Source organism: Myxococcales bacterium (assembly GCA_022184915.1).
GTDB lineage: Bacteria > Myxococcota_A > Polyangia > Fen-1088 > Fen-1088 > JAGTJU01.
The window spans coordinates 709009-730043 of sequence record JAGTJU010000004.1 but is presented as its reverse complement, the minus strand read 5'-3'; the positions used below and the strand labels follow the sequence as shown (position 1 = coordinate 730043).

General features: G+C 66.0%; 21 protein-coding genes. 13 read left to right on the top strand and 8 right to left on the bottom strand.

Annotation, left to right across the window (positions count from 1 at the left end):
- Positions 1-69: 69 nt before the first annotated feature.
- The 6 genes from KA712_18150 (at position 70) to KA712_18125 (ending at position 6298) form a co-directional block, all read left to right on the top strand.
- A complete protein-coding gene (locus KA712_18150; GenBank protein MCG5054891.1) occupies positions 70-672 on the top strand; it encodes a hypothetical protein in 603 nt (200 codons plus the stop codon).
- Positions 669-2693 (top strand): hypothetical protein, encoded by a 2025-nt coding sequence (locus KA712_18145; protein MCG5054890.1) that lies wholly within the window; start codon positions 669-671, stop codon positions 2691-2693. The genes KA712_18150 and KA712_18145 overlap by 4 nt, the downstream gene beginning before the upstream one ends.
- The gene (locus KA712_18140) at positions 2690-3322 is read left to right on the top strand and encodes an OmpA family protein (GenBank protein ID MCG5054889.1); all 633 of its coding nucleotides are present in this window, start codon (positions 2690-2692) and stop codon (positions 3320-3322) included. Before KA712_18145 ends, KA712_18140 begins: the two co-directional genes overlap by 4 nt.
- On the top strand, positions 3319-3783 hold the full coding sequence (locus tag KA712_18135; protein ID MCG5054888.1) for a hypothetical protein: 465 nt from the start codon (positions 3319-3321) through the stop codon (positions 3781-3783). The genes KA712_18140 and KA712_18135 overlap by 4 nt, the downstream gene beginning before the upstream one ends.
- A gap of 145 nt (positions 3784-3928) precedes the next feature.
- On the top strand, positions 3929-4636 hold the full coding sequence (locus KA712_18130; GenBank protein ID MCG5054887.1) for a DNA recombination/repair protein RecA: 708 nt from the start codon (positions 3929-3931) through the stop codon (positions 4634-4636).
- Positions 4637-4699: 63 nt separating this feature from the next.
- Positions 4700-6298 (top strand): DNA polymerase Y family protein, encoded by a 1599-nt coding sequence (locus KA712_18125; GenBank protein ID MCG5054886.1) that lies wholly within the window; start codon positions 4700-4702, stop codon positions 6296-6298.
- An 11-nt stretch (positions 6299-6309) separates the two neighbouring features.
- On the opposite strand, the gene asd is transcribed toward KA712_18125, so the two are convergent.
- The 5 genes from asd to KA712_18100 all read right to left on the bottom strand — a co-directional run bounded on the left by asd (position 6310) and on the right by KA712_18100 (position 10390).
- Positions 6310-7422: an aspartate-semialdehyde dehydrogenase gene (asd, locus tag KA712_18120; GenBank protein ID MCG5054885.1), complete on the bottom strand. Its 1113-nt coding sequence runs from the start codon at positions 7420-7422 to the stop codon at positions 6310-6312.
- 81 nt (positions 7423-7503) lie between these two features.
- Complete coding sequence (locus KA712_18115) at positions 7504-8670, bottom strand: iron-containing alcohol dehydrogenase (GenBank protein ID MCG5054884.1); 1167 nt, start codon at positions 8668-8670, stop codon at positions 7504-7506.
- Between the two features lie 14 nt (positions 8671-8684).
- Positions 8685-9014 carry an antibiotic biosynthesis monooxygenase gene (locus tag KA712_18110; protein ID MCG5054883.1) on the bottom strand — a complete coding sequence of 110 codons (330 nt, stop codon included), beginning with the start codon at positions 9012-9014 and terminating at the stop codon, positions 8685-8687.
- A gap of 59 nt (positions 9015-9073) precedes the next feature.
- Positions 9074-9964 (bottom strand): PhnD/SsuA/transferrin family substrate-binding protein, encoded by an 891-nt coding sequence (locus KA712_18105; protein ID MCG5054882.1) that lies wholly within the window; start codon positions 9962-9964, stop codon positions 9074-9076.
- A gap of 90 nt (positions 9965-10054) precedes the next feature.
- Positions 10055-10390 carry an HU family DNA-binding protein gene (locus KA712_18100; protein MCG5054881.1) on the bottom strand — a complete coding sequence of 112 codons (336 nt, stop codon included), beginning with the start codon at positions 10388-10390 and terminating at the stop codon, positions 10055-10057.
- Positions 10391-10766: 376 nt separating this feature from the next.
- Here KA712_18100 and KA712_18095 point away from each other — a divergent pair, with 376 nt between their 5' ends.
- The 5 genes from KA712_18095 to KA712_18075 are packed head-to-tail and all read left to right on the top strand — an operon-like array spanning position 10767 to position 16348.
- Positions 10767-12335, top strand: coding sequence for an aldehyde dehydrogenase family protein (locus KA712_18095; GenBank protein MCG5054880.1), 1569 nt, complete (start codon positions 10767-10769; stop codon positions 12333-12335).
- A gap of 26 nt (positions 12336-12361) precedes the next feature.
- A complete protein-coding gene (locus KA712_18090) occupies positions 12362-13657 on the top strand; it encodes an aminotransferase class III-fold pyridoxal phosphate-dependent enzyme (GenBank protein MCG5054879.1) in 1296 nt (431 codons plus the stop codon).
- Positions 13654-14931: an aminotransferase class III-fold pyridoxal phosphate-dependent enzyme gene (locus KA712_18085; protein MCG5054878.1), complete on the top strand. Its 1278-nt coding sequence runs from the start codon at positions 13654-13656 to the stop codon at positions 14929-14931. Before KA712_18090 ends, KA712_18085 begins: the two co-directional genes overlap by 4 nt.
- A 33-nt stretch (positions 14932-14964) precedes the next feature.
- Positions 14965-15711 carry a CoA transferase subunit A gene (locus tag KA712_18080; GenBank protein ID MCG5054877.1) on the top strand — a complete coding sequence of 249 codons (747 nt, stop codon included), beginning with the start codon at positions 14965-14967 and terminating at the stop codon, positions 15709-15711.
- Positions 15712-15715: 4 nt separating this feature from the next.
- A complete protein-coding gene (locus KA712_18075) occupies positions 15716-16348 on the top strand; it encodes a 3-oxoacid CoA-transferase subunit B (GenBank protein ID MCG5054876.1) in 633 nt (210 codons plus the stop codon).
- Here KA712_18075 and KA712_18070 read toward each other — a convergent pair.
- The 3 genes from KA712_18070 to xth all read right to left on the bottom strand — a co-directional run bounded on the left by KA712_18070 (position 16345) and on the right by xth (position 18986).
- The gene (locus tag KA712_18070; GenBank protein MCG5054875.1) at positions 16345-17820 is read right to left on the bottom strand and encodes a trypsin-like peptidase domain-containing protein; all 1476 of its coding nucleotides are present in this window, start codon (positions 17818-17820) and stop codon (positions 16345-16347) included. The genes KA712_18075 and KA712_18070 overlap by 4 nt on opposite strands.
- Before the next feature lie 84 nt (positions 17821-17904).
- Positions 17905-18120, bottom strand: a complete 216-nt coding sequence (gene infA, locus KA712_18065; protein ID MCG5054874.1) for a translation initiation factor IF-1 — start codon at positions 18118-18120, stop codon at positions 17905-17907.
- 101 nt (positions 18121-18221) lie between these two features.
- On the bottom strand, positions 18222-18986 hold the full coding sequence (gene xth / locus KA712_18060) for an exodeoxyribonuclease III (GenBank protein ID MCG5054873.1): 765 nt from the start codon (positions 18984-18986) through the stop codon (positions 18222-18224).
- Positions 18987-19129: 143 nt separating this feature from the next.
- Between xth and KA712_18055 the strand changes: the two genes are divergently transcribed.
- Complete coding sequence (locus KA712_18055) at positions 19130-20332, top strand: hypothetical protein (GenBank protein ID MCG5054872.1); 1203 nt, start codon at positions 19130-19132, stop codon at positions 20330-20332.
- A gap of 148 nt (positions 20333-20480) precedes the next feature.
- Positions 20481-20951, top strand: coding sequence for a ribose 5-phosphate isomerase B (rpiB, locus tag KA712_18050; GenBank protein MCG5054871.1), 471 nt, complete (start codon positions 20481-20483; stop codon positions 20949-20951).
- Positions 20952-21035 lie beyond the last annotated feature (84 nt).

Below are 21035 nucleotides of genomic sequence, written 5' to 3'. Positions count from 1 at the left end.
CCGGGTAACTGCTCCGTTATTCCTTTCACGCCCACAACGGGTTGACAGGGCGGAACCTTCACCCCTAACGTGCGTGCCCTCATTCGCACCCGACCGCTCCTCGATCTACTACGCATGGTGACCGCCCTGCCGGGAACACCCGCCCGCACGCCCGCACTGCCCCCTCTGCCCCGTCGCAGCGAGGGTCCATGGCGGGGGCGCGTGGTGGCCGAGCCCGAGGCGGAGCTTCCGTTCGGGCCAACGCCCGAAGCGATCCGCCGTCAGGTTCGTGAGCTGCTCGTCCGCATGGCGTCCCAGGTGGACGCGCGGCTTCCCCAGGCGCTCTCCCTGGCGACCCGGGCCTGGGAACGCACAGGATCCATGGCACTCATCGACGAGGAGACCCGCGACGCACTGTTGCAAGCGCGCGACGAACTCCGTCGGGCGGTCCGCAAGGGAACCCCTGACGTCGTGGCCCTGGCCACCGAGGCCCTGTGGGCCCTGCGGACCGCCCTGGCCGTGGTGACCCTGCTCGAGAGCCGCCTGCCTGCGCTGATCCGGGTGCGTACCCGTCAGGTGGAGGGCGAGCCGGGCACGTCCGAAACAGGCTCAGACGAGCTCCTGCTGCCGGGCGGCCGCCCCTTCCTCGACGTGGGCCCTGCCCTGGCTGAACTTGCGCGGAGGTGGGCATGAAACGTCGCGTGGTCCGATGGGCGGCCCAGCTGTCGCTCAGCCGTGTGCGTTGGGGGCTGTCAGGGCTACTCGCGGCTGTTGGGCTCGTGGCCTCCGGGCTGGCCTGGACCACCTATCTTCGAGCCGGGTTGGTCTTGGGTGTTTTGGCCGTGGCCACCTTGGGCATCATCACCGTAGTGGGCATGGCGAGCCTGGCGTTCGCCCGCCGGCGCATTCACGAGGAGCTCGTCCAGCTCGCAGCCTCCCCGCCCGGTGGAAGCCTGCTCGAGGGCCGGCGCGCCCGGCTCGAGGCGATCAAGGCGGCGGGAGCTCGGCCGGACCTCGGGGCCCTGGCCGAAGCCACGGCGGCACAGGAAGCCAGCCGCGCGTACCTTGGGCGCTATCTGGTCGCCACCACCGTTCTCGTGGGCCTCGTGGGTACGTTCGCCGGCCTCATGGAGACCCTGGGCAAAGTGGCGCCTCTTTTGTCCGAGGAAAGCGCAAACCACACCCTGAGTCTCCTGGCTGCGCCGTTGGCGGGCCTGCATGTGACCTTCGGTGCCAGCTTGGTGGCCATCGTGGTGACGTTGGCGCTCTCGCTGGCGCAGGGCGATCTGGTGCTGCACGAGGAGCAGGCGCTTGCCACCCTGGAAGACCTGACCCATCACCACCTGGTTCCGGCGCTTTGGCCCCGTACCGAAGATGCCGCCGAGCGCACGGTGGCCGCGCTCACGCACATGGAGACCCAGATCGCCAAGGCGGTCGCTGAGTCCCTGAGTGAAGCCACGCTGACCCTGAACCGCACGCAGGAACAACGTTTCGTCGAGCTTGCGGCCAAGCTGGGAGGGGCCGCAGAAACCACCAGCCGCGCCGTGAGCACCTACGGCGAGAGCAGCGCGGCCACTCTGGCGAAGACGGCCGCGGGGATCGAGACCAGCGTGAGCGCGCTGGCGGCACAGGTCAGCGACCGGCTGAGCGAGGCCACACAACAGCAGCTCCTGCAGATGACCCAAGCCGTCACACGTCTCACGGAGCGTCTCGAAAGCCAGAAGCAGGCTGTGGCGAAGACCCTGGGAGAGACGGCTGCCACTGTGATGGTGGAAACGGCGCATGCCGTGGAGGCCTCCACGGCGGCCCTCGGTGCGACCTTGTCTCCCCTCTTCGCCCGGGAGGCCGCCGGGCGCCAGGACGTGCAGCAAGCCCTTGCCTCGAACGTGGAGGCGATGGCAGCCATGGCCACACGGATCTCCGAGGTTGCGCAGGGCGCCTCGGCCGAGACCTCGGAGGCCTTGGCACGGGCCGCGCACGCGCACGCTGAGATCCTGGCTCAGACCACGACTCATGTCAGCGAAGCGCTGGCACGAGCGGTCACGCAAGTGGCGCGCAGTGAAGAGCGCGCCGTACAAGCTTTGGCCGAGGCCGCCTCACGCCAAACCGAGGCCCTCCACGAGACGGCCGCGCAGGTGGCGCACAGTGAACGGCAGGTCGTGGAGACCTTGACCGGACTGGCGACGAAGCAAGGCGCTTTCCTGGCGGAGGCGGCCGCGCAGGTAGCCCGCAGCGAGGCGCAGGCGGTCGCAGCCTTGGCGGACGCCGCCACAGCTCACGGCGAGAGCCTGACCCAGGCGGCCTCCCGCCTCTCAGAGAGTGGTCGAGAGGCGATGGAAAGCCTGGCGCAGACCGCCCGCCAGCACGCCGAGGCCCTGGCCGACGCCACCGCGCAGGTGGTCGCTGGACTCGGCGAAACGACGGTGAAGAGCGGCGAGCGGCTCAATCAAGCCGCCGAGCGCCTAGTGGACGCGGCCAAGGCCTTCGACGGCACCCTGGCTCCGCTCGGACCCCGGCTCGCAGCGCTGACCACGGAACTCGAACGCATGACCCACGAGGTGGCGCTGCTGGCCGCCCAGAGCGACGCCACCCACGGCTCGGCCATGGTGCTGGCGGAACTCGAACGTGTGGGCGATGGGCTCGAACGGCTGGCCAGCCTGGTGCGGCTGTCGCGCGAGCCAGAGGCATCGGAGATCCAGGAGGCACGCTCGTGAGAGCCGGCCTGTCGCGCCGCCGCCTGTTCCCCGTCAACGTTTGGCCGCCCTTCGTCGATGCGGTTACCCTGGTGTTGGCGGCGGTGGTGCTGCTGATGTTGATCGCACTCGTGGCGCAACATCGCTTGGTCAGCCGCCTCCGCGCCGCCGATGCGGCACTCACTCACCTCAAGGAAGAGAAGGCCCGCATCGAGCGCCGGCTGCGGGCGCTGGCCCCACGGGGGGTGGTGGACATCGAAGGCGACAAGGTGATCCTGCAGGGTGAGGTGCTCTTCGATTCCGGGGCGGACGCTCTGCGCCCCGAAGGCGAGCAGTTGATGCAGCAGATGGGTGAGGCCCTCGCCCGCCTGCTCGAGGCCGAGCCGAACCAGATGGCCCTCATCGGAGGCCACACCGATGACAAGCCCATTCGCCCGGGGCGATTTGCCAGCAACTGGGATCTCTCCACCGCCCGGGCGCTCGCCGTCACGCGGGTGCTGATGGCGGCGGGGGTGCCCGCCGATCGTGTGGTGGCGGCAGGCTTCGGCGAGCACCATCCGCGCGCGTCGAACGCCGACGATGCGGGCCGCCGTCTGAACCGCCGCATCGAGGTTTTGCTGGTTCCCATCACCACCGTAGCGTCGCGATGAACCCGGGGCTGGCCCAGGATCGACTCGCCTGCCGCCTGCATGCTCATGCGGTGAAGGTCCTTCGGCTGCTCCCGCCCCCGGGGCGTGAGGCTTGTCTGCCGAGCGTCGAAGCCTTTGTCGAGCGGCCGGGCCCCACGACGTACCTGCGCGCCCATCACGCGTTGTCTCAGGCGCTCGGGGCTCACCTTTCCGAGGCCGTCTTTGGCAGCGGCCAGACCCGTGCCTTCGCGGATGGGATCGCGGCCCTGGAAAGCGTGGCCGTGATCCCCGAGACAGATATGGCCTACCTCGAACGCGATCTCCCCGTCGACGCACTCACAGGCGCCCGGCTCTCCGATCTGGCCACACTGCTGCAGATCTGGCGGGAGCTCGCGGGCCGTACCGATCAGGATCTCGACCGGTTACGCGCCCTGCGCCAGATGGCCCGCGGGGGCCGTCCCAAAACGCTGCGCGAACCGTAGCGCCTCGGATCGCTGCGCACCTGCGTGCGCTCCACGTGCGGAGAGCGAGGCCGGGGGCGACGGCTTCGTCAATGATCTCGAAGCCCTGGAAGAATGCCTGCGCGCCAGGCTTGACCTGAACAAATGAACAGTTACCATGAGCTTCATGGCAACTTGGTCTTCGGCCCTCGCCGCGCACTTGGTCCCGGCGCGGGTCTTGGAGCGACGAGAAGCGGAATCGGGAGGAAAGCTGGGCACGGGCATGGCGGCGGTGGATGACGTTTTGGGAGGCGGATGGCCTCGGGGGGCGTTGAGTGAGCTGGCAGGGCCTCGGGGGAGCGGCCGAACCACGTTGCTATGTTTGGCGATAGCCCAGGCTCTTGCGGCGGGGGAGGCGGCCGCCCTGATCGATGTGGGCGGAGGCCTGGATCCACGCTGGGCACAAACGCTGGGTGTGCCGCTCGAGCGTCTGTTGTGGGTGCGTTGCCACGATAGCCAGGCACTCCCTGCGGCCGATCTGGTGCTCTCGGCGGGAGGGTTTGGGTTGCTGGCAATCGATTTCGGGGATCTCCCCGTACGGGTGCCCACGGCCGCCTGGCAGCGGCTCAAGCGCACGGCCACCGTCCAACGTACGGCCGTCGTGCTCAGCAGCCCGTTTCGCCCACAGGGGCTGCAGGCCCGTGTCGGACTGAGGCTCGATCCGGGCAGACCGGTGTTTCGAGCACATCCCGAAGCCTCCCCCCTTCTGCTCGAGGTGCACACGCGGCTTCACCTCGAGCGGGCCGTCCAGGGAGCGGGTCTGGATCCTGCCAACACCTTCAGGCCCCTGCCCCTTGCGTGGCCACGCCACCCTCCGCACCAGGTGGCGGCATGAGACAGGCTCACGGGGCCCTGCTCATCAGAGGGGCCACTCGCCTGATTTGCAGGGACCCACGTCATGCGCATCGCCTGTGTCTATGCCCCCCAGATCGCCTTGCAGGCGTTGCTGCGTCGGTCGCCCGAGTGGCTGCAGCAACGGCAGCAAGCCATCGTTTTGGCCGCCGGCCCCGGTGAACGAGCCCGCGTGGTGGGGATGACCGCCGCAGCGGCACAGACGGGCATTCGCAAGGGGATCACCGTGCACCAGGCACGCGCCGTGGGCAGTGCTCATACGGAAGCACGGCTCGAGGTGCAGGTGCGTAGCGAAGCCGACACGCAAGCCGCACAAGCCGCGTTGGCAGACGTGGGGTTCAGCTTCGCCCCCCGTGTGCAAAGCGAACCCGGCCGCGTGTTCTTCGAGGTCGGTGATCTGATGCAGCTGCACCCTGGGGGGGAAAGCGAGATCATGCGCGCGGTGGCGGGGCGGGCAGCGCACCTGGGTCTTTCCGTTCGGGTGGCCGTGGCGGGCAGCCCGGGCCTGGCCCGTGTGGCCAGCCGTGCCACCACGGGCGATCACGTGATGGTGCCTGACAGGGCGACGGCTGCCGCTGCGTTCTTGGCGCCCCTGCCACTCGAGACGGGACTTGCAGCCCTGTGGCCCACGGGAGATGAAGACACCACCGACGCGTCCGCTACACGACAGCGTGACGAGCTGCTCGAACGGCTGCACACATGGGGCTTGCGTCGGTTGGGTGACCTGGCGGCGCTGCCCCTCGACCAGGTGGCTTTGCGCCTGGGAGACGTCGGCGCCCGGCTCCACCGATTGGCTTCGGGTCGCGACGACGAACCCTTCACGCCCCGTTTACCGCCCGACGCCGTGGAAGAGGGCAGCTCTTTCGACTTTGCCATCGAGACCCTCGAGCCGCTGGCATTCGTGCTGCGGGGCCTCGTCGATCGGGTGCTCACGCGCCTGGCCTGCCGAAATTTGGCTTGTAGCGGCGTGACGGTGCGCTTGCGTCTGGAGCCGAGGGGCTTCGACGTACGCGACGTGGACTTGGGGGCGCCTACCCGGGACCCACAAACCTTGCTCCAACTCCTGCGCCTCGACATCGCCCGACGCCCCCCCCTTTCGCCCGTGGTAGGGGCCGACCTTCTGGCGCGACCCGCCTGCGTACGCCCCGTTCAGCTCGATTTTCTACGTCCTGCGGGCCCCGCACCCGAACGTATGGCGGCCACCCTGGCCCGCCTGGCCGCGCTGGTGGGCCCCGAGAACGTGGGCGCCCCGGCTGCCGCCGATAGCTACAAGGAAGAGCTCTGCCACGTGGTGAAGTGGCAAGGACAGGGCCCCCCCCTCAAAGAGCCGCAGGTAAGCCACGGGGCCGCCGGAAAAGCCCGTGACCACGCAGCCACGACGCCCTGTCTTGGCATGCGCCGCTACCGTCCCCCCCACCCCGTGGAGATCTTGATGGGCCGTGACGGCCCCACCGCCATCCGGGGGCCCCAGCTGAGCGCACGCGTTCTGGTAGCGGCAGGCCCCTACCGCGCGGCGGGGGCCTGGTGGAAAGACGAGGGCTGGAGCCGGGACTACTGGGACGTCCATGCCTCGGATGGCGCACTTTACCGGCTCCACCAGGATCGGCAAACCGGCCACTGGTTCGTAGATGGGTACTACGATTGAACCATCGACGGTCAGTCGATGAGCATGCGCAGGGTGCGGCGCAGAGGCTCGGCCGCGCCCCACAGGAGTTGATCACCCACCGTGAAGGCCGACACGAAGTCGTTGCCCATCTTCATCTTCCGGACGCGTCCGATCGCCACGTCCAGGGTACCACTGACCGCCGCTGGGCTGAGGCTCCGCAGCGTGTCTTCCTTTGTGTTGGGGACGACGCGGACCCACGCATTGCTACGCGCGAGCGCGTCGTTCACCTCGTCGAGAGGAACGTCTTTGGTCAGCTTGATCGTCAGCGCCTGGCTGTGCGACCGCATGGCGCCCACCCGCACACAAACGCCATCCACCGGAATGGCCGGGTTCGTGCCGAGGATCTTGTTGGCCTCGACCATGCCCTTCCACTCCTCCCGAGTCTGACCGTCGTCAACCGCCCGGTCGATGTATGGGATGAGGCTCGCCGCAAGCGGTGCACCAAACTCCTTCTTTGGGAAGGTCTCCCCGTGCAGGGTCTCCATTACGCGCTTGTCCAAGGCCAAGGCCGAGGCGGCCGGATCGTCCACCAAGTCGGACGCTGCGTGACCGATGGAGCGCATCTGCGCGACCAACTCACGCATGTTCTTGGCGCCTGCGCCCGAAGCCGCCTGGTAGGTCGAGGCGTTCACCCACTGAACCCAGCCCTGCCGGAACAGCTCGGCCGTGGCCATGAGCATGAGACTCACCGTGCAGTTTCCACCAATGAGATCCTTGACCCCAGCGGCAATCGCCTTTCGCATGACGCTTTCGTTGACCGGATCGAGCACGATCACGGCCCCCGGGTCCATGCGCAGCGTGCTGGCCGCATCGATCCAGTAGCCCTTCCACCCCGACTTCCGCAACGCGGGGTGCATCTCTTTCGTGTAGTCGCCGCCCTGGCAGCTGATGATGACGTCCATCTTGGCGAGCGCCGCCACCTGGGTGGCGTCTTGCAGCGAGCCCGTGGCTTTCTGCCCCACGAGGGGACCGGGTTGACCGGCCTGCGACGTGGAGAAGAAATGTGCCTCGACGTGGTCGAAATCCCGCTCTTCGATCATGCGGTCGAGCAGAACGGAACCCACCATGCCGCGCCATCCAACGATGCCTACGTGCTTGGACATGCGCGGCTCTTTAGCACGAGCGCCTTCAGGGTGAGAAATGGAAAACAGCGGGCAAGCGCGGCAAAACCTGCCAGGAGAGCCTCACAAAGAACGTTCGAGGATCTCCGTGAGCTCGGCGTCTGTCAGCACAATCGGGTTTTTCTTCATGCTGCTCGCGTTGCGCCCCTTTTCGACCACAGCGGAAAGGTCGTCTGGTCGCAGGCCGTACGCCCCGAGCCCCGGGACGTCGAGCTCGGTGCACAAAGCCTTCACCCAGGCTACGGCGGCCTGCGCATCCGGCTTACCCCCGAGCAGCGCGCCTAGCTCGGCCAGCCGCGACAGGCTCGGGTGTTCGGGTGCGCGTTGCTGCAGGGCCCGGTGGTTCACCTCCAGGCTGGCAGCGAGCAACGCGGCGCAGACGGCACCATGAGGCGCATCGAACATGCCCCCGAGTGGCGCCGCGAAGCCGTGTACGACCCCCAGCCCAGAGTTGGCCAGACAGAGGCCGCCGAGCAGACTCGCCAAGGCGAGGTCGTCGCGCGTGGAGGCCTCGCCTTGGCTGAAATAGGCGCGTCTCAACGAACGGGCCGAGCGGCGAATGCCCTCCCGCGCCAGGGCGTCGGTGAGGGGGTTGGCGGCGGCCGACAAAAACGGTTCGATGTTTTGTGCCAGGGCGTCGAGGCCACTCGCCCTCACCACCTGGGGAGGCACCCCTTCGAGGAGGTCTGGATCCACGAGGGCCACGGCAGGCAGCATGAAGGGCGACCGGATGCTGGCTTTGACTTTGGCTTCCGGGACCCCCAAGACGGCGTTGCGCGTGACCTCCGACCCTGTGCCCGCCGTCGTGGGCACCGCCACGACGGGCACCGACGGCTGGGTCAAAGGCAACCCCCGGCCGACGACCTCGATGTAGTCGAGAGGATCGCCGCGATTGGTGAGGAGGATCGCGATGGCTTTGGCCGCGTCGATCGCGCTGCCGCCTCCCAGGGCGACCACGGCGCTACAGCCCTGGCCGGCAAGCACCCCCGCTCGAACGGTTTCCACGGTGGGCTCGCCCCGCACCGAGAACGTGTCCACGGCCAGGCCTGCCGACCGTAAGGCGGCGAGCGACGGCTCAGCCCGTGCCGTGCTCCGGCCTGTGACCACGAGCACGGACGATGCGCCCAAGCCCGTCACGAGTGAGGGCAAACGGGCCAGGGAGCCCGCACCGAACACCACCCGAGCGGCGCAGGCAAACTCAAAGGAAGGCAGCGGCTCGACGTTCGACATCGCAGGTGGCCTTGTCAGAAGCCGTCGTCGCCGGGATAAAGGTTGGTGAACCGCTGGCTGTGTCGGGGTGAAGCCATCATCGGCGCGACCGTATCGCGCCACACCTGATAGTGCGCAGTGTCCTTGTGGGCCGCAGGGGCTGCGGCATCGCGGTACACTTCCACCAGTACGAAGCGCGTTGGATCGTCACGATCGGCGAGCACGTCGAAGCGGGCGATCCCGGGTTCCTTCACGCTGGCCTCCGCGTTGACGCGCGTCGCCTGCTGAAAAGCCGCCACGTGCTCCGGGAGAACGTGAACGAATACGTGGACGATGAACAGTCCTTGGGTTGAGCTCTGCACCATGGCGCGGAGTTTACAGAATCCGAGGCGCCCGCGCGCGGGCCCCCGTGACCTCCGGGCCGCTACATCTTGTACTTGTCGTATTTATACGCCGCGTGCGGATGCAGTTCGTGAGGGCCGACGACCAGGGAGAAAAAGCCCAGGTCAGCGCAAACGTCGATGTGGTCCTGTCCTTTGCACACCTCTGGTAGTGCCTTTGTGAGGGCCTTGACCAACTTACCCGGGGCACGCCCCCGCAAGGTGAGCAATGCAGGCGGCGGAAACTCCCCCGACGTGTACGCAATCCGTAGCGGACGATTGGTCCCCACCTGCGCTTTGTGCCGAGAGAGATGCTCCGCCCAGACCAAGGCGACATCGGCCTTGCCGGCCTCCACGGCGTCGAGCGCCTCTGCCTCGGACTGGGTCTGCACGATCTCGCGAAAATGCCTCGTCGGGTTCAACAATCCGTCGAACACCACGTTGAGCCACTGGAGATCCCGCTCCTTCGTCGCCAGGCGCAAGCCAGGGTGCTGATGGATCGCGGGGCCGACCGGATCGGCTGAGCGCGCGACGAGCTTGTACGTCTTCGCTTTCGGATCGAGCCCTCCCGCATAACCCATGACCTGAACGCCGCCGCGCTTCCAAAGTTTCGCAAAAGCGTACGCTGGTGCCAGGGCAAACGCGACCTGTCCCTTGGCGAGCTGAGCCTCGGCCGACTCGAAGGAGTTGAAGCCCTGCCCCCGCAAGGTTCCCGCGGGAAGGCCCGCTGCCGACTCCATTCGGCGCATCAGCGCGTCGATCTGCGAGGACGATGCGGCTCCCCCACGCTCGAGCTCAGGATCGATGACGGCAAAGCCCAAGGGCTTCGCCCAAGCCAACGCGGGGGCGAGGAGCACCGCAAGGCTCGCTCCGACGAGAACACGCCGGAGCCGTCGTCGAAAATACACGAAGGGAGGGCGCTGCGAGAGGACCATCAGGCTGCAGTTTAGTCCCTGCACGACCTTGCGCCAGAACGAGAGCGCCTCCCGAAGCCATATCTGGGACAGGCGGGGATCCGCGTGGCCTCAGCGCTGCCGAGCTCGGCGAGGTTGGCCGAGTTCGTTCATGAGTGACTTAAGGTCCTGGCTGGGGGTGAACGACACCGTTGCCTGCGTGGGGATCACGATGGGCTCACCCGTCTGAGGATTTCGCACCGTACGCGCGTTCTTCTTGCGCTTCGTGAAGGTCCCAAAACCCGGGTAGGTAAAGCGAGGCGGTGACTTGCCAATGCGGGCTCGGATGAAGTAGTCGCCCATCTCCAGAAACACGGCATCCACCAGCTGGGCCAAGGCCTTCTTGGTCAACCCGCGGGGAAGGTCCTTCCGCGCTGCCACCCTCTCTATGAGCTCTGCCTTAGTCATTGCTCTGATTAATCCCCCCGGGACGTCCGCGAGGGCGCTGAGAATAGGTAGACGCTCCCTGGGTGTCAACGGCCAAAAGACGCTTCGCGTGCGATGTTGCCAAGCGCGCAGATCCTCTGGTTTCCGTGGGCTGGTTTGGCTCTGTTTTGTCCACAGTGCCGTGCGAAACGTCACGTTATCAGGCGTCCGCAAACCGCGGCGGTGCGCAGCGATTTTGGTGTGCCCGTATCGCACACGATGCACGCTGCGCCGAGGCCAGGACCTACGGCGGATCCGACCCGTGCACGCGGACGTTGCCGGCCGCCGTCGAATTCGCCGTAGCGTTTCGCGTGTGTGTCGACTTGCCGCTGCGCTCCCCTGGGCATACGCTGAATACATGGGCAGCGAGTCTAAGGTCACTTACGTCACGCTGTCGGCTGATGACGACGAAGCCCGCGCCGCGTTCACGCGGGCCTTCGCCGACGTGCAAGGCATGCTCGGCCGAACCACGTCGCTCTCGATCGCGGGAAAAACACGATCCACGCGCAACACCACCACCAGCATCAGCCCCATCGATCGCAACGTCATCGTGGGTCACGCCGCCAGCGCCAGCCGATCGGATGCGAACGACGCCATCGAAGCAGCACATCGAGCATACCCCGGGTGGCGCCGCACGCCCTGGCATGAACGAGCGTCGAGGCTTCGCGACGTGGCGAACTTGATTCGGCAGCGGCGCTATTTTCTTGCGGCGTTGATGATCGTCGAGATGGGAAAGAACCGCGCGGAGGCTCTTGGCGAGGTGGAAGAAACGGCCGATCTCATCGAATACTACGTGGACCGCATGACGGAAGCCGAGGGCTTCGTACGACCCATGGGCAGACTGAGCGTCTCTGACACGAACACGAGCGTGCTGCGACCTTACGGCGTGTGGGCTGTCATCTCGCCTTGGAACTTTCCCTACGCCTTGCTGGGGGCACCCGCCGCGGCAGCGTTGTTGATGGGCAACACCGTGGTCACGAAGCCTTCGTCCGAATCACCGATCACAGGCGCCGCGCTGATGGATTTGTTCCTCGAGGCAGGCTTCCCCGAAGGCGTAGTGAACGTGCTCACCGGCAGCGGACGCGTATTCGGCGAAGCTTTGCTCAACGACGCACGGGTAGGAGGCGTCACGTTCACCGGATCGTACGACGTGGGCTTCCACCAGCTCTACAAGGGATTCGCTCCCGATTTTCCGCGTCCCTGCATCGTCGAGATGGGCGGGAAGAACCCGGCCATCGTCATGCAAAGCGCCGATCTCGAACGCGCCGTCCTGGGAGTTTACCGCGCTGCTTTCGGCATGAACGGGCACAAGTGCAGCGCATGCTCCCGGGTCTACGTCCACGAGGCCATCGCCGACGACTTCATCGACGCTCTGCGGGCCAAAGTCAACGGCAGCGACATAGGCAATCCGGTTGAACGCGAGGTCTTCCTTGGGCCCTTGGCCACCGAAGGCAGCCTGGCAGACTACGAGCGCTACGCTCAGACTGCACGAAGCGCAGGCGCCGTGCTCGAAGGAGGGGCGCGCTTGACCGAAGGGACTTTCGGCGCTGGATTGTTCGCACGCCCCACCCTGCTCACGGGTCTTCCCGAAGATCACCCGCTGGTGAAGGACGAGCTCTTCGTGCCCATGTTGCACCTCCGCAAGGTGCGCGACCTCGATGAGGCCCTGCGTTTTGCCAACGACACGAAGCTGGGTCTTACCGCGGGGTGCTTCAGCCGCAGGCAGGAGGAGCTCGATCGCTTTGTCGACGAGATCGAAGCCGGCGTTGTGTACCTGAACCGCGCCGCCGGAGCCACCACGGGCGCCTGGCCGGGCGTTCAACCCTTCGGGGGGTGGAAAGGGAGTGGGTCGACGGGAAGAAACATCGGTGGCTTGTACTCACTTGGCTGTTACGCACGCGAGCAGAGTCGCACCGTGGTGGACTAGCTTCCTCGAACCGGAGCAAAAAACCCATGTCAGAACTCCAGACTTTGGCTGCATCGCCCGTCAAGATCGTCACGCCGCCCCCCGGCCCAGCAGCTGCCGCGCGCATCGCCGAAGCAAGGGCCTTCCTTTCGCCCTCACTCATCCACGTCTACCCGTTGATGGTCGCCCGCGCCTCAGGCTGCATGGTGGAGGACGTCGACGGCAATGTGTTCCTCGATGCGCAGGCCGGGGTGGCCGCGGCCTCTACCGGGCACTGTCATCCCACGGTGGCGGATGCCATCGCACGCCAGGCCCGCACGCTGATTCACATCTGCGGCACCGACTTCTTTTACCCGGGCTACGGAGAGCTCGCCGCGCGCCTGGGAGGGATCGCCGACGGCTTCGAGAAAGCCGCGACAGGACAGGCGTCCGGCTGGCAGACCTTTCTCACGAACTCCGGAACCGAGGCCGTCGAAGCCGCGATGAAGCTGGCCCGCCACCACACGGGCCGCCCCAACTTCATCGCGTTCCGCGGGGGCTTCCATGGGCGCTCCTACGGATCGCTCTCCCTCACCGCCAGCAAGTCGAAGTACCGCCGCCACTTCGGCCCCCTTCTGCCCGGCGTTTTTCACGCGCCCTACGGTGACGCCACGTTCATCGAGAAAGAACTCTTCAAGCGCACGGTGAGCCCCGACGACGTGGCCGCCATCGTCGTTGAACCCGTATTGGGCGAAGGCGGGTACGTGGTGCCCAACCCGAGCTTTCTCGAGAAGCTACGAGCCCTGTGCGACACGCACGGGATCCTGCTGGTTTTCGATGAGGTGCAGTCGGGGATGGGACGCACGGGGCGTATGCTGGCGGCCGAGCATTTTGGCGTGGTGCCCGACATCTTCACCTTGGCAAAGGGACTCGCCTCGGGCATGCCGCTCGGTGCCTTGTTGGCTCGCAAGCGTGTGATGACCTGGCCGGCCGGAAGCCATGGCAGCACCTGTGGCGGCAACCCTGTGTGTATCGCCTCGGCGCTCGCCACGTTGGACCTTCTCGAGAGCACGTTGGTCGCATCGTCAGAGCGTGTGGGACAGGTACTCAAGGCCCGGCTCACCGAAAAGCTCATGGGCCAACCGCAGGTGGAAGAGGTGCGCGGACTCGGCTTGATGATCGGCGTCGAGTTCAACTCGGCAGCCGAGGCCGCCCGCGTGGCGCAGGCTTGCTTTCGGCGCGGTCTTCTCGTCTTGGAATGCGGCGACAAGGCCATAAGGCTTTCTCCTCCCCTCGTGATCACGGAGCCGCAGGCAGAAGAGGCCGCCAGCATCTTCACGGCCGTGACGACCGACGCCTCATGAAAACACCCCCCTCCCCCTCCGTCTCCTCAGCGCCCGCGCAGAACGGGCGGGCGTTGTTTACCTGGAGCGCCCAGAACGAAGCCGTCCCCCTCAGCATTACCGGTGGGCGCGGCGCCCGCTTCGAGACAGCCGATGGAGCCCGCTGGCTCGACCTCGGCAGCATGGTGTGGAACGCCAACCTGGGGCAGGGACATCCCGGCATGCGCCAGGCCCTCGTGGCGGCCGCCGAGCGGGCCCTGGTGGTAAGCCCCGCCTCGGTTTTCCCCGACAAACTCGCTGCCGCCGAAAAGCTGCTCGCGATCGCGCCCCCTGGTTTGGCCGATGGCAAGGTGTTCATCTGCCTCTCGGGCGCCGAAGCCAATGAGAACGCCGTCAAGATCGCTCTGCAGGTCACCGGTCGCAAGAAGATCATCCACCGTACGCGCAGTTACCACGGCGCCACGCTCGGCATGCTCGCCCTATCAGGCGATCCCCGACGCCTGGGGTTCGAGGTCGGGGTTTCCGTGGGCGTTCCCTGGGATGATCCCTACCTTGTAGGGCCGGGGGCCGGCGGTCTCGAAGAGCTCATTGAGGCGCAAGGGCCGGACGACATTGCTGCCGTATTGCTCGAGGGCGTGGTGGGCGCCAACGGCGTGGAGCCCCCACCCGCAGGGTACTATCAGAACATTCGCCGCATCTGCGATCGCCACGGGGTTCTCTTCATCGCTGACGAAGTGTTATCCGGCTTCGGCAGGACGGGGCGATGGTTCGCGGTAGACCACGACCACACGTCCCCCGATCTCTTGGTTTGTGGCAAAGGACTCACCGCCGGTTATGCGCCCGGCGGCGCCGTGGTGGTAAGCCCGCGCATCGCACGGCATTTCGACCAAATCCCCTTGCGCTGTGGCCTCACCAGCTACGCGCATCCGCTCACCTGCGCGGCGATCGTGGCCGCGATCGACGCCTACAAGGAAGAATCCCTCATTGCCCGAGCGGAGCAACTCGGAGCGTGGCTCTCGCAGCGCCTGCTCACCTGGGCACGCGCGCGCGCGTTCGTTCACGAGGTACGCGGCTTGGGCCTTCTCTGGGCAATCGAGCTGCGGGAGCCCGGCAGCGACAGGCCCGCCCACCCGGCCCGCATGCAGCAGTTGGCCGCAGGGCTTCGGCAGAAACACCTTCACGTGCTCAAGCGCGACAACCTCGTCTTCCTCGCTCCACCCCTCGTCATTTCCGAAGAAGAGCTCGAGGAGGGGCTCGCGCATCTGGGCAGCGCCCTGGATCAAATCTGGGGGTAACAGCCAGTCGTGACAGCGCGAAGGGAGCATGCGATGAGTGCAGGTCAACACCTAACGAAGGCAGGCTCGGGTAAGCTCGTGGCCTCCGCGCGCGAAGCGCTCGAGGGGCTGTCCGACGGCATGCGGGTCATGGCGGGAGGATTCGGGTTGTGCGGCAACGCCGAACATTGCATTGCCGAAATCGCACGAAGGCAAGTCAAGGGTCTGACCATCATCAGCAACAACTGCGGGAACCAGGGCCAGGGGCTGGCCGTGTTGCTCCAGCAGCAGCAAGTCAGCCACGTCATCTGTAGCTTCATCGGCGGCAACCCAGACCTGGAAGCTCAGTACCTCACGGGAACGATCAAGGTAGAGCTGAACCCGCAAGGCACGCTCGCCGAACGCATCCGCGCCGGCGGCGCAGGCCTCGGGGGCTTCTACACGCCCACGGGGGTTGGCACCATCGTGGCCGAGGGCAAGGAGGTACGGGAGTTCGACGGGCGTCTCCACGTATTCGAGCGCCCCCTACGTGCCGACTTCGCGATCGTACGCGCCGCTCTGGGCGATCCCGATGGGAACTTACGATTTTACCGAACGTCCCGGAACTTCAACCCACTCGTAGCCATGGCGGCCACGGTCACCGTGGTCGAGGTGGATCGCCTGGTGGGCCGGGGCGAACTCGACCCTGACGACATCCACCTTCCGGGCCTCTTCGTACACCGTATCTTCGAGGCGACCGCCCACAAAAACGTGATCGAACACCGCACCACCCGGCCAAGGACGCCCCCGCAAGAAAGGTGAAGCCATGAGCTGGTCACGAGACGACATGGTGCGCAGAGCCGCAGCTGAACTGCGCGATGGCCAGGTGGTCAACTTGGGGATTGGCATGCCCACGTTGGTGGCCAACTTCGTGCCTCCCGGCGTGCGTGTCACGCTTCACTCGGAGAACGGCATTTTGGGGATGGGCCCCTTCCCCTACGAGGACGAGCTCGATCCCCAGGTGATCAACGCCGGTAAGCAAACGGTCACCATCGAGCCCGGCGGCAGCGTCTTCGATTCCGCGCTGTCCTTCGCGATGATCCGAGGCGGCCACGTACACCTTGCGATTCTGGGCGGACTGGAAGTGAGTGTGGCGGGCGATCTCGCGAACTGGGCGGTGCCGGGCAAGATGGTCACGGGCATGGGAGGCGCCATGGATCTGGCCGCGGGGGCCCGACGCGTGGTGGTTCTCCAAACACACGTGGCCAAGGAGGGTGCTGCCAAGCTGGTACAGACGCTCTCGCTTCCCGTCACGGCGCTCGCCTGCGTGGACAGGGTCATCACCGACCTCGGCGTCTTCGATCCTGCAGGCGATCACTTCATTTGCGTCGAACGTGCCCCATTCGTTTCGGACGCGGCCATCGTCGCTTCCACGGGTGCACCGGTGCGCTTTGGCTAGCCCGTCAGCGTAAGTACGAACTGGCGGTTGCCCCGCTGAACGATCAAGCGGCCCCAGCCCCCTCGCAGCAACACCTGCTCGAGCCGCTTGAGCAGCGGGACCGTCACGGGCGTGCGGTCCACGGCGAGGATGAGGTCGTCCCGGCGTAGCTCGCCGCTGGTAAAGGCACTGGCGTCCACGTCGACCACGCGCACGCCCTGACCCGGGCGAATGCCGAGAGGCTTGGCTTCCTCGGGCGAAAGCGGCACGACGCGCATGCCCAGTACCTCCTCGCCCGAGGCTTTCTCCTCCAGAACCGCCTCGGTCTCGAAGCGCTGCCCTCCGCGCAGGAACACGATTTTCACCGTCTTGCCTGGTTCGATCTGCGCGATCGCCTGAGCCAACTGGTTCCGGCGGTCGATCGACTTATCACCGATCTCGACGATGACGTCGTTCTGCCGAATACCGGCACGGGCCGCTGCCGAGCTCTCCACCACGGACGTCACGAGGGCGCCCGAGGTCTGGTCGAGGTTGTACTGGCGCGCCAGGTCGGGCGTGAGATCGATTGACGAAACGCCGAGATATCCTCGGGCCACCCGCCCGGAAGCCTGGAGCTGGGTGGCGACGTTTTGGGCCAAATTGATGGGAATGGCGAAACCAACGTTCATTGCCACAGCGGGATTCAAGATGGCCGAGTTGACGCCAATGACCTCGCCGCGAAAATTGAAGAGCGGCCCTCCCGAGTTGCCTTGGTTGATCGCCGCGTCGGTCTGGATGAAATCCTGGTACCGGGGCTCGATGTCCCCGAGCTTCGTCCCGAGAGACCGGTTCTTCGCGCTGACGATGCCCATGGTCACGGTTTGCCCCAGGCCGAGCGGGTTTCCGATCGCCAGGACGTAATCGCCCACGGCCACCTTTTCGGAGTTGCCGAGACGTGCCGGGCGGAGATCCGCAGGCGGCTCGGCGATTTTCACCACGGCCACGTCCGTGAAGGGATCGGCGCCCAGAACCTTGGCCGGAAAGCTGCGCTCGTCGTCGAGGATCACGATCACCTCGTCCGCGCCGGCCACGACGTGGTTGTTGGTGAGTACGGTGCCCTCTTTGTCGATGAGAAACCCCGATCCCAAGCTGCGCTGGGTCTCTCGGCGTTCGGGAGGAGCGTCCCCGCCGCCGAAGCGCTCGCGCAGAAATTGGGTGAAGGGGTCCTCCCGCACCACCCGGCGGATCACCTTGGAGGTCTGTATCGCCACCACCGACTGCTTCACCCGCGCCACGAGCGGTGCCACGGAGGCTTGCAGTTCGGCGGGGTTTGGAGCTTCACTCGGGGTCACGGCCCCCGGAGGCTCGAGTTCAGGCGCCGCAACGGGACGCGGCGTAACCACACCGCTGCCCGGAGCGGAGGTTTTTTCGGACTCGGCGGTGGCACGGCCAGCGAAGAACGCCCCGGCGACCAGGCCTATCCACACGGCGGCGTTCGCAAACTTACCGAACACCCTCAGAGCCTTCTCGTACTTGGCACATCCGCAACCCGCCCTCCCGTTGCCGCCCCCGATAGGGTTTCCCGCTCGCGGCCACCCTCAGCCGCGGTAAACGATGATCCCCCGTGTGGGGTCGTAGGGGGTCAGTGCCACGGTGACCTTGTCACCCAAAACGACACGAATACGGTGTTTACGAAGCTTGCCACCAAGATGCGCTAGCACCTGGTGCCCGGTCTCCAGTTCCACTCGGAAACTGCCCGCGGGCAAAACTTCGATCACGCGTCCTTGGAACTCGATATGCTCTTCGCGGGCCATTTAGGGGGTGGAAAAGTACTGCTTGGGAAGGTCCGGGTCAACACCTGGTGTCAGAAGGGGTCGGGCTTTCGCGCCCTTGGACCCTGCGGACGCTCCGATTGTCACAGCGCGAACTCGGTGACGACAGGTGCGTGATCGGACGGCAACTTGCCTTTGCGGGCTTCCCGGTCGATGAAAGCGCTCGTGCAGGAGGCGGCGAGACGCGCCGAGGCAAGCACGTAATCGATGCGCAATCCGCGGTTCTTCGGGAACGCCAGCTGCCGGTAGTCCCACCACGAGTAAAGCCCTGGCTCCGGGTGCAGGCGCCGGAAGACATCTTCTAACCCAAAGTCGACGATACGCGCCAGGCCGTCTCGTTCGGCAGGGTGGCAAAGCACCTGGTCCTTCCAGGCTTCCGGATCGTGAACGTCCCGGTCATCCGGGGCAATGTTGTAGTCGCCACAAAAGGCCATGAGGTCGCCTCTGTTCGCGTGAGCATCGAGCCACGCGCGCCAGCGGCCGAGCCACGCGAGCTTGTAGGCGAACTTGTCGCTGCCCACCGCCTGGCCATTGGGCACGTAGACGCTGGCCACGAGCACCCCTCCCACGCGTCCTGCGATGAAGCGGCAAGCGGGATCGTCGTCGCCGAACCCTCGCACCACCTCCGTCACGGGAAGCTTCGAGAGGAGCGCCACGCCGTTATAGGTGCGCTGCCCGTATAGCGTGCACCGGTAGCCCAAGTCCCTGAACGCGTCCGCGGGGAATTCCTCGTCGTTGGTTTTGGTCTCCTGAAGGCACAGCACGTCAGGCCGGCGCGCGTGCACCCACCCGATGACCCGATCCAGGCGCGCGCGCACCGAGTTCACGTTCCAAGAAGCGATCATCATGGCGACGCGCGGAGATACACCACGCCCCGCCCCCGTTCAACTTGAGGCGCAACGAGCACGAGCGTCATTTGACGCAACTTTTGTCCACAAAACGCTATAGCCATGCTAGGAGATTCGTCGAACTTCTGTCATAAGGAACGACCATGAAACAACAACGCATGACGACGTACGCGGCCCTTGGTGGCCTCCTGCTCGCCCCCCTGTGGGCTGGCTGCGGTGGACCTGAGGTCGAGGCCTACTCCCTCGCACCCATCTCTGATCCCATCCCCGACGGCTACGAGCTCGTCAAGGGCGACGCGCCGCTCCAGGGTGACAACGTTCTCGATACCTCATCCCAAGATGGGCTCGAGCTGGTTACGCAGGGCTTGCTTTCCAGCGGCGAAACCATTGGCGGATCGGGTGGTTCCCCGTTTTCGCTTACCAAGGACGGGTCGGCTTTTGCGGGCATTGCGATCCGGTACGGCCTCTACATCGACTCGATCGAGGTCTACCACTGGAACAGCGACTTCACGAGTCGGGTCAGAACGGGCAAGGCTGGGGGCTCCGGCGGTGACAACACCGCGTGGCTTTTGCTCGACGCCGACGAGGTGGTGTCCTCCGTTAGCGCCCGGGCCGACTGGGTCGTCAACCAGTTGACCATTTGCACGTCGAAGAACCGCTGCGTCCAGGCGGGTACCGCGACGGGAAGCTCCATGACGGCCACCTTCCAGAGCGGCTACTTCGCTGGATTTACGGGACGCGCGGGGGACTTTGTCGACCAGTTGACCGTAGTGCGGGGCGAGGTAACCAGAGCGCGAACGCCCGTCGAACCCCCGACAGTCATGCGCGGGCGCACACCGGTCACGCCTCCGCCACCCACCGTCATGCGCGGGCGTACCCCGGTCACGCCTCCGCCACCCACGGTCATGCGCGGGCGTACCCCCGTCGTCGATCCCCACGAGGCGCGCGTCGAAGCCGAAAGCGGCGACTTCTTCAAGAACGGCGACAAGGCTCAGTGGAACAAGAACGGGACCATCATCGAGGTCACGGGCTCGGGGGCGCCTGCAAGCGTTGCCGAGGGCAAGGGTGCCGTCGCGCTCTATGACGTGTACCTCTCGAAGCCCGGTACCTACTGGGTGTTCTTGAACAGCTACGCGCAGGACAAAAACAGCAACTCGCTCTTCTTGAGCGTAGAAGGCCAAAAGCTTGGCACCGTGTACCACAACAAACACGGTGAATGGGACTGGGTGCGTTCGGGTTCTTCGTTCACCGTGAGCGAGGCTGGCACGGTCTCCGTGCGCATCGAGCGCCGGGAGCTTGGGTTCAAGATCGACAAGTTCATCGTCACCACGCTCGACAAGATCTAAACTTCCCTTTTTAGGTCAATCGTGAGGCACCGCCCAGACCGGAGGAATCCGGCTGGGCGGTCTTTGTTTGTGCTCGGTAGGCTGCGTTCGCCGAGAGAGCGGCCGGGACTTGCCAGGCTATCCTCTTCCTGCCATTGTGCCCCACGTCGTGAAGATCTTCGTTGCAAGCGACCACGCCGGTTTCCACTTGAGGCAGAAGGTGTTGATGCATCTGCGCAGCAAGGCAAGCGTAGAGATCGTCGACTTGGGGCCCCCCACCTTCGACCGTAGCGACTATCCCGATTACGCCGCCCCCGTCGGTCGCGCCGTGAGGGACAACCCTGGCACCTTGGGCGTGCTGGCCTGCGGCTCTGGGATCGGTATGGCGATCGCCGCCAACAAAGTTCACGGCGTCCGTGCCGCCGATGCGTTCTCGATCGAAGCGGCCCGCCTCTCACGGTCCCACAACGACGCCAACGTGCTGTGCCTGGGCGAGCGCCTGCTGGCCCCCGACACCGCCTTGGCTGCCCTCGACGTGTTTCTGGAGACGCCCTTCCAGGGCGGACGACACCAAGACCGCGTGGCGAAGATCACGGCGCTCGAGCAGGCCGAAGCTGCCGGAAAAGCGAGCGAGCCCTGACCTGGCGCTCGTGGCCGCGCGCGATGTCCCGGAACGGGTTATCGTAGACGGCCAAGGGGCGGTTGAGCGACCACCCCACGACCC

Excerpts from the sequence above, each read along its gene's own strand:
- KA712_18145 (MCG5054890.1), top strand. The coding sequence starts at position 669 with ATGAAACGTCGCGTGGTCCGATGGGCGGCCCAGCTGTCGCTCAGCCGT.
- KA712_18135 (MCG5054888.1), top strand. The coding sequence starts at position 3,319 with ATGAACCCGGGGCTGGCCCAGGATCGACTCGCCTGCCGCCTGCATGCT.
- KA712_18130 (MCG5054887.1), top strand. The coding sequence starts at position 3,929 with ATGGCAACTTGGTCTTCGGCCCTCGCCGCGCACTTGGTCCCGGCGCGG.
- KA712_18125 (MCG5054886.1), top strand. The coding sequence starts at position 4,700 with ATGCGCATCGCCTGTGTCTATGCCCCCCAGATCGCCTTGCAGGCGTTG.
- asd (MCG5054885.1), bottom strand. The coding sequence starts at position 7,422 with ATGTCCAAGCACGTAGGCATCGTTGGATGGCGCGGCATGGTGGGTTCC.
- KA712_18115 (MCG5054884.1), bottom strand. The coding sequence starts at position 8,670 with ATGTCGAACGTCGAGCCGCTGCCTTCCTTTGAGTTTGCCTGCGCCGCT.
- KA712_18110 (MCG5054883.1), bottom strand. The coding sequence starts at position 9,014 with ATGGTGCAGAGCTCAACCCAAGGACTGTTCATCGTCCACGTATTCGTT.
- KA712_18105 (MCG5054882.1), bottom strand. The coding sequence starts at position 9,964 with ATGGTCCTCTCGCAGCGCCCTCCCTTCGTGTATTTTCGACGACGGCTC.
- KA712_18100 (MCG5054881.1), bottom strand. The coding sequence starts at position 10,390 with ATGACTAAGGCAGAGCTCATAGAGAGGGTGGCAGCGCGGAAGGACCTT.
- KA712_18095 (MCG5054880.1), top strand. The coding sequence starts at position 10,767 with ATGGGCAGCGAGTCTAAGGTCACTTACGTCACGCTGTCGGCTGATGAC.
- KA712_18090 (MCG5054879.1), top strand. The coding sequence starts at position 12,362 with ATGTCAGAACTCCAGACTTTGGCTGCATCGCCCGTCAAGATCGTCACG.
- KA712_18085 (MCG5054878.1), top strand. The coding sequence starts at position 13,654 with ATGAAAACACCCCCCTCCCCCTCCGTCTCCTCAGCGCCCGCGCAGAAC.
- KA712_18080 (MCG5054877.1), top strand. The coding sequence starts at position 14,965 with ATGAGTGCAGGTCAACACCTAACGAAGGCAGGCTCGGGTAAGCTCGTG.
- KA712_18075 (MCG5054876.1), top strand. The coding sequence starts at position 15,716 with ATGAGCTGGTCACGAGACGACATGGTGCGCAGAGCCGCAGCTGAACTG.
- infA (MCG5054874.1), bottom strand. The coding sequence starts at position 18,120 with ATGGCCCGCGAAGAGCATATCGAGTTCCAAGGACGCGTGATCGAAGTT.
- xth (MCG5054873.1), bottom strand. The coding sequence starts at position 18,986 with ATGATGATCGCTTCTTGGAACGTGAACTCGGTGCGCGCGCGCCTGGAT.
- KA712_18055 (MCG5054872.1), top strand. The coding sequence starts at position 19,130 with ATGAAACAACAACGCATGACGACGTACGCGGCCCTTGGTGGCCTCCTG.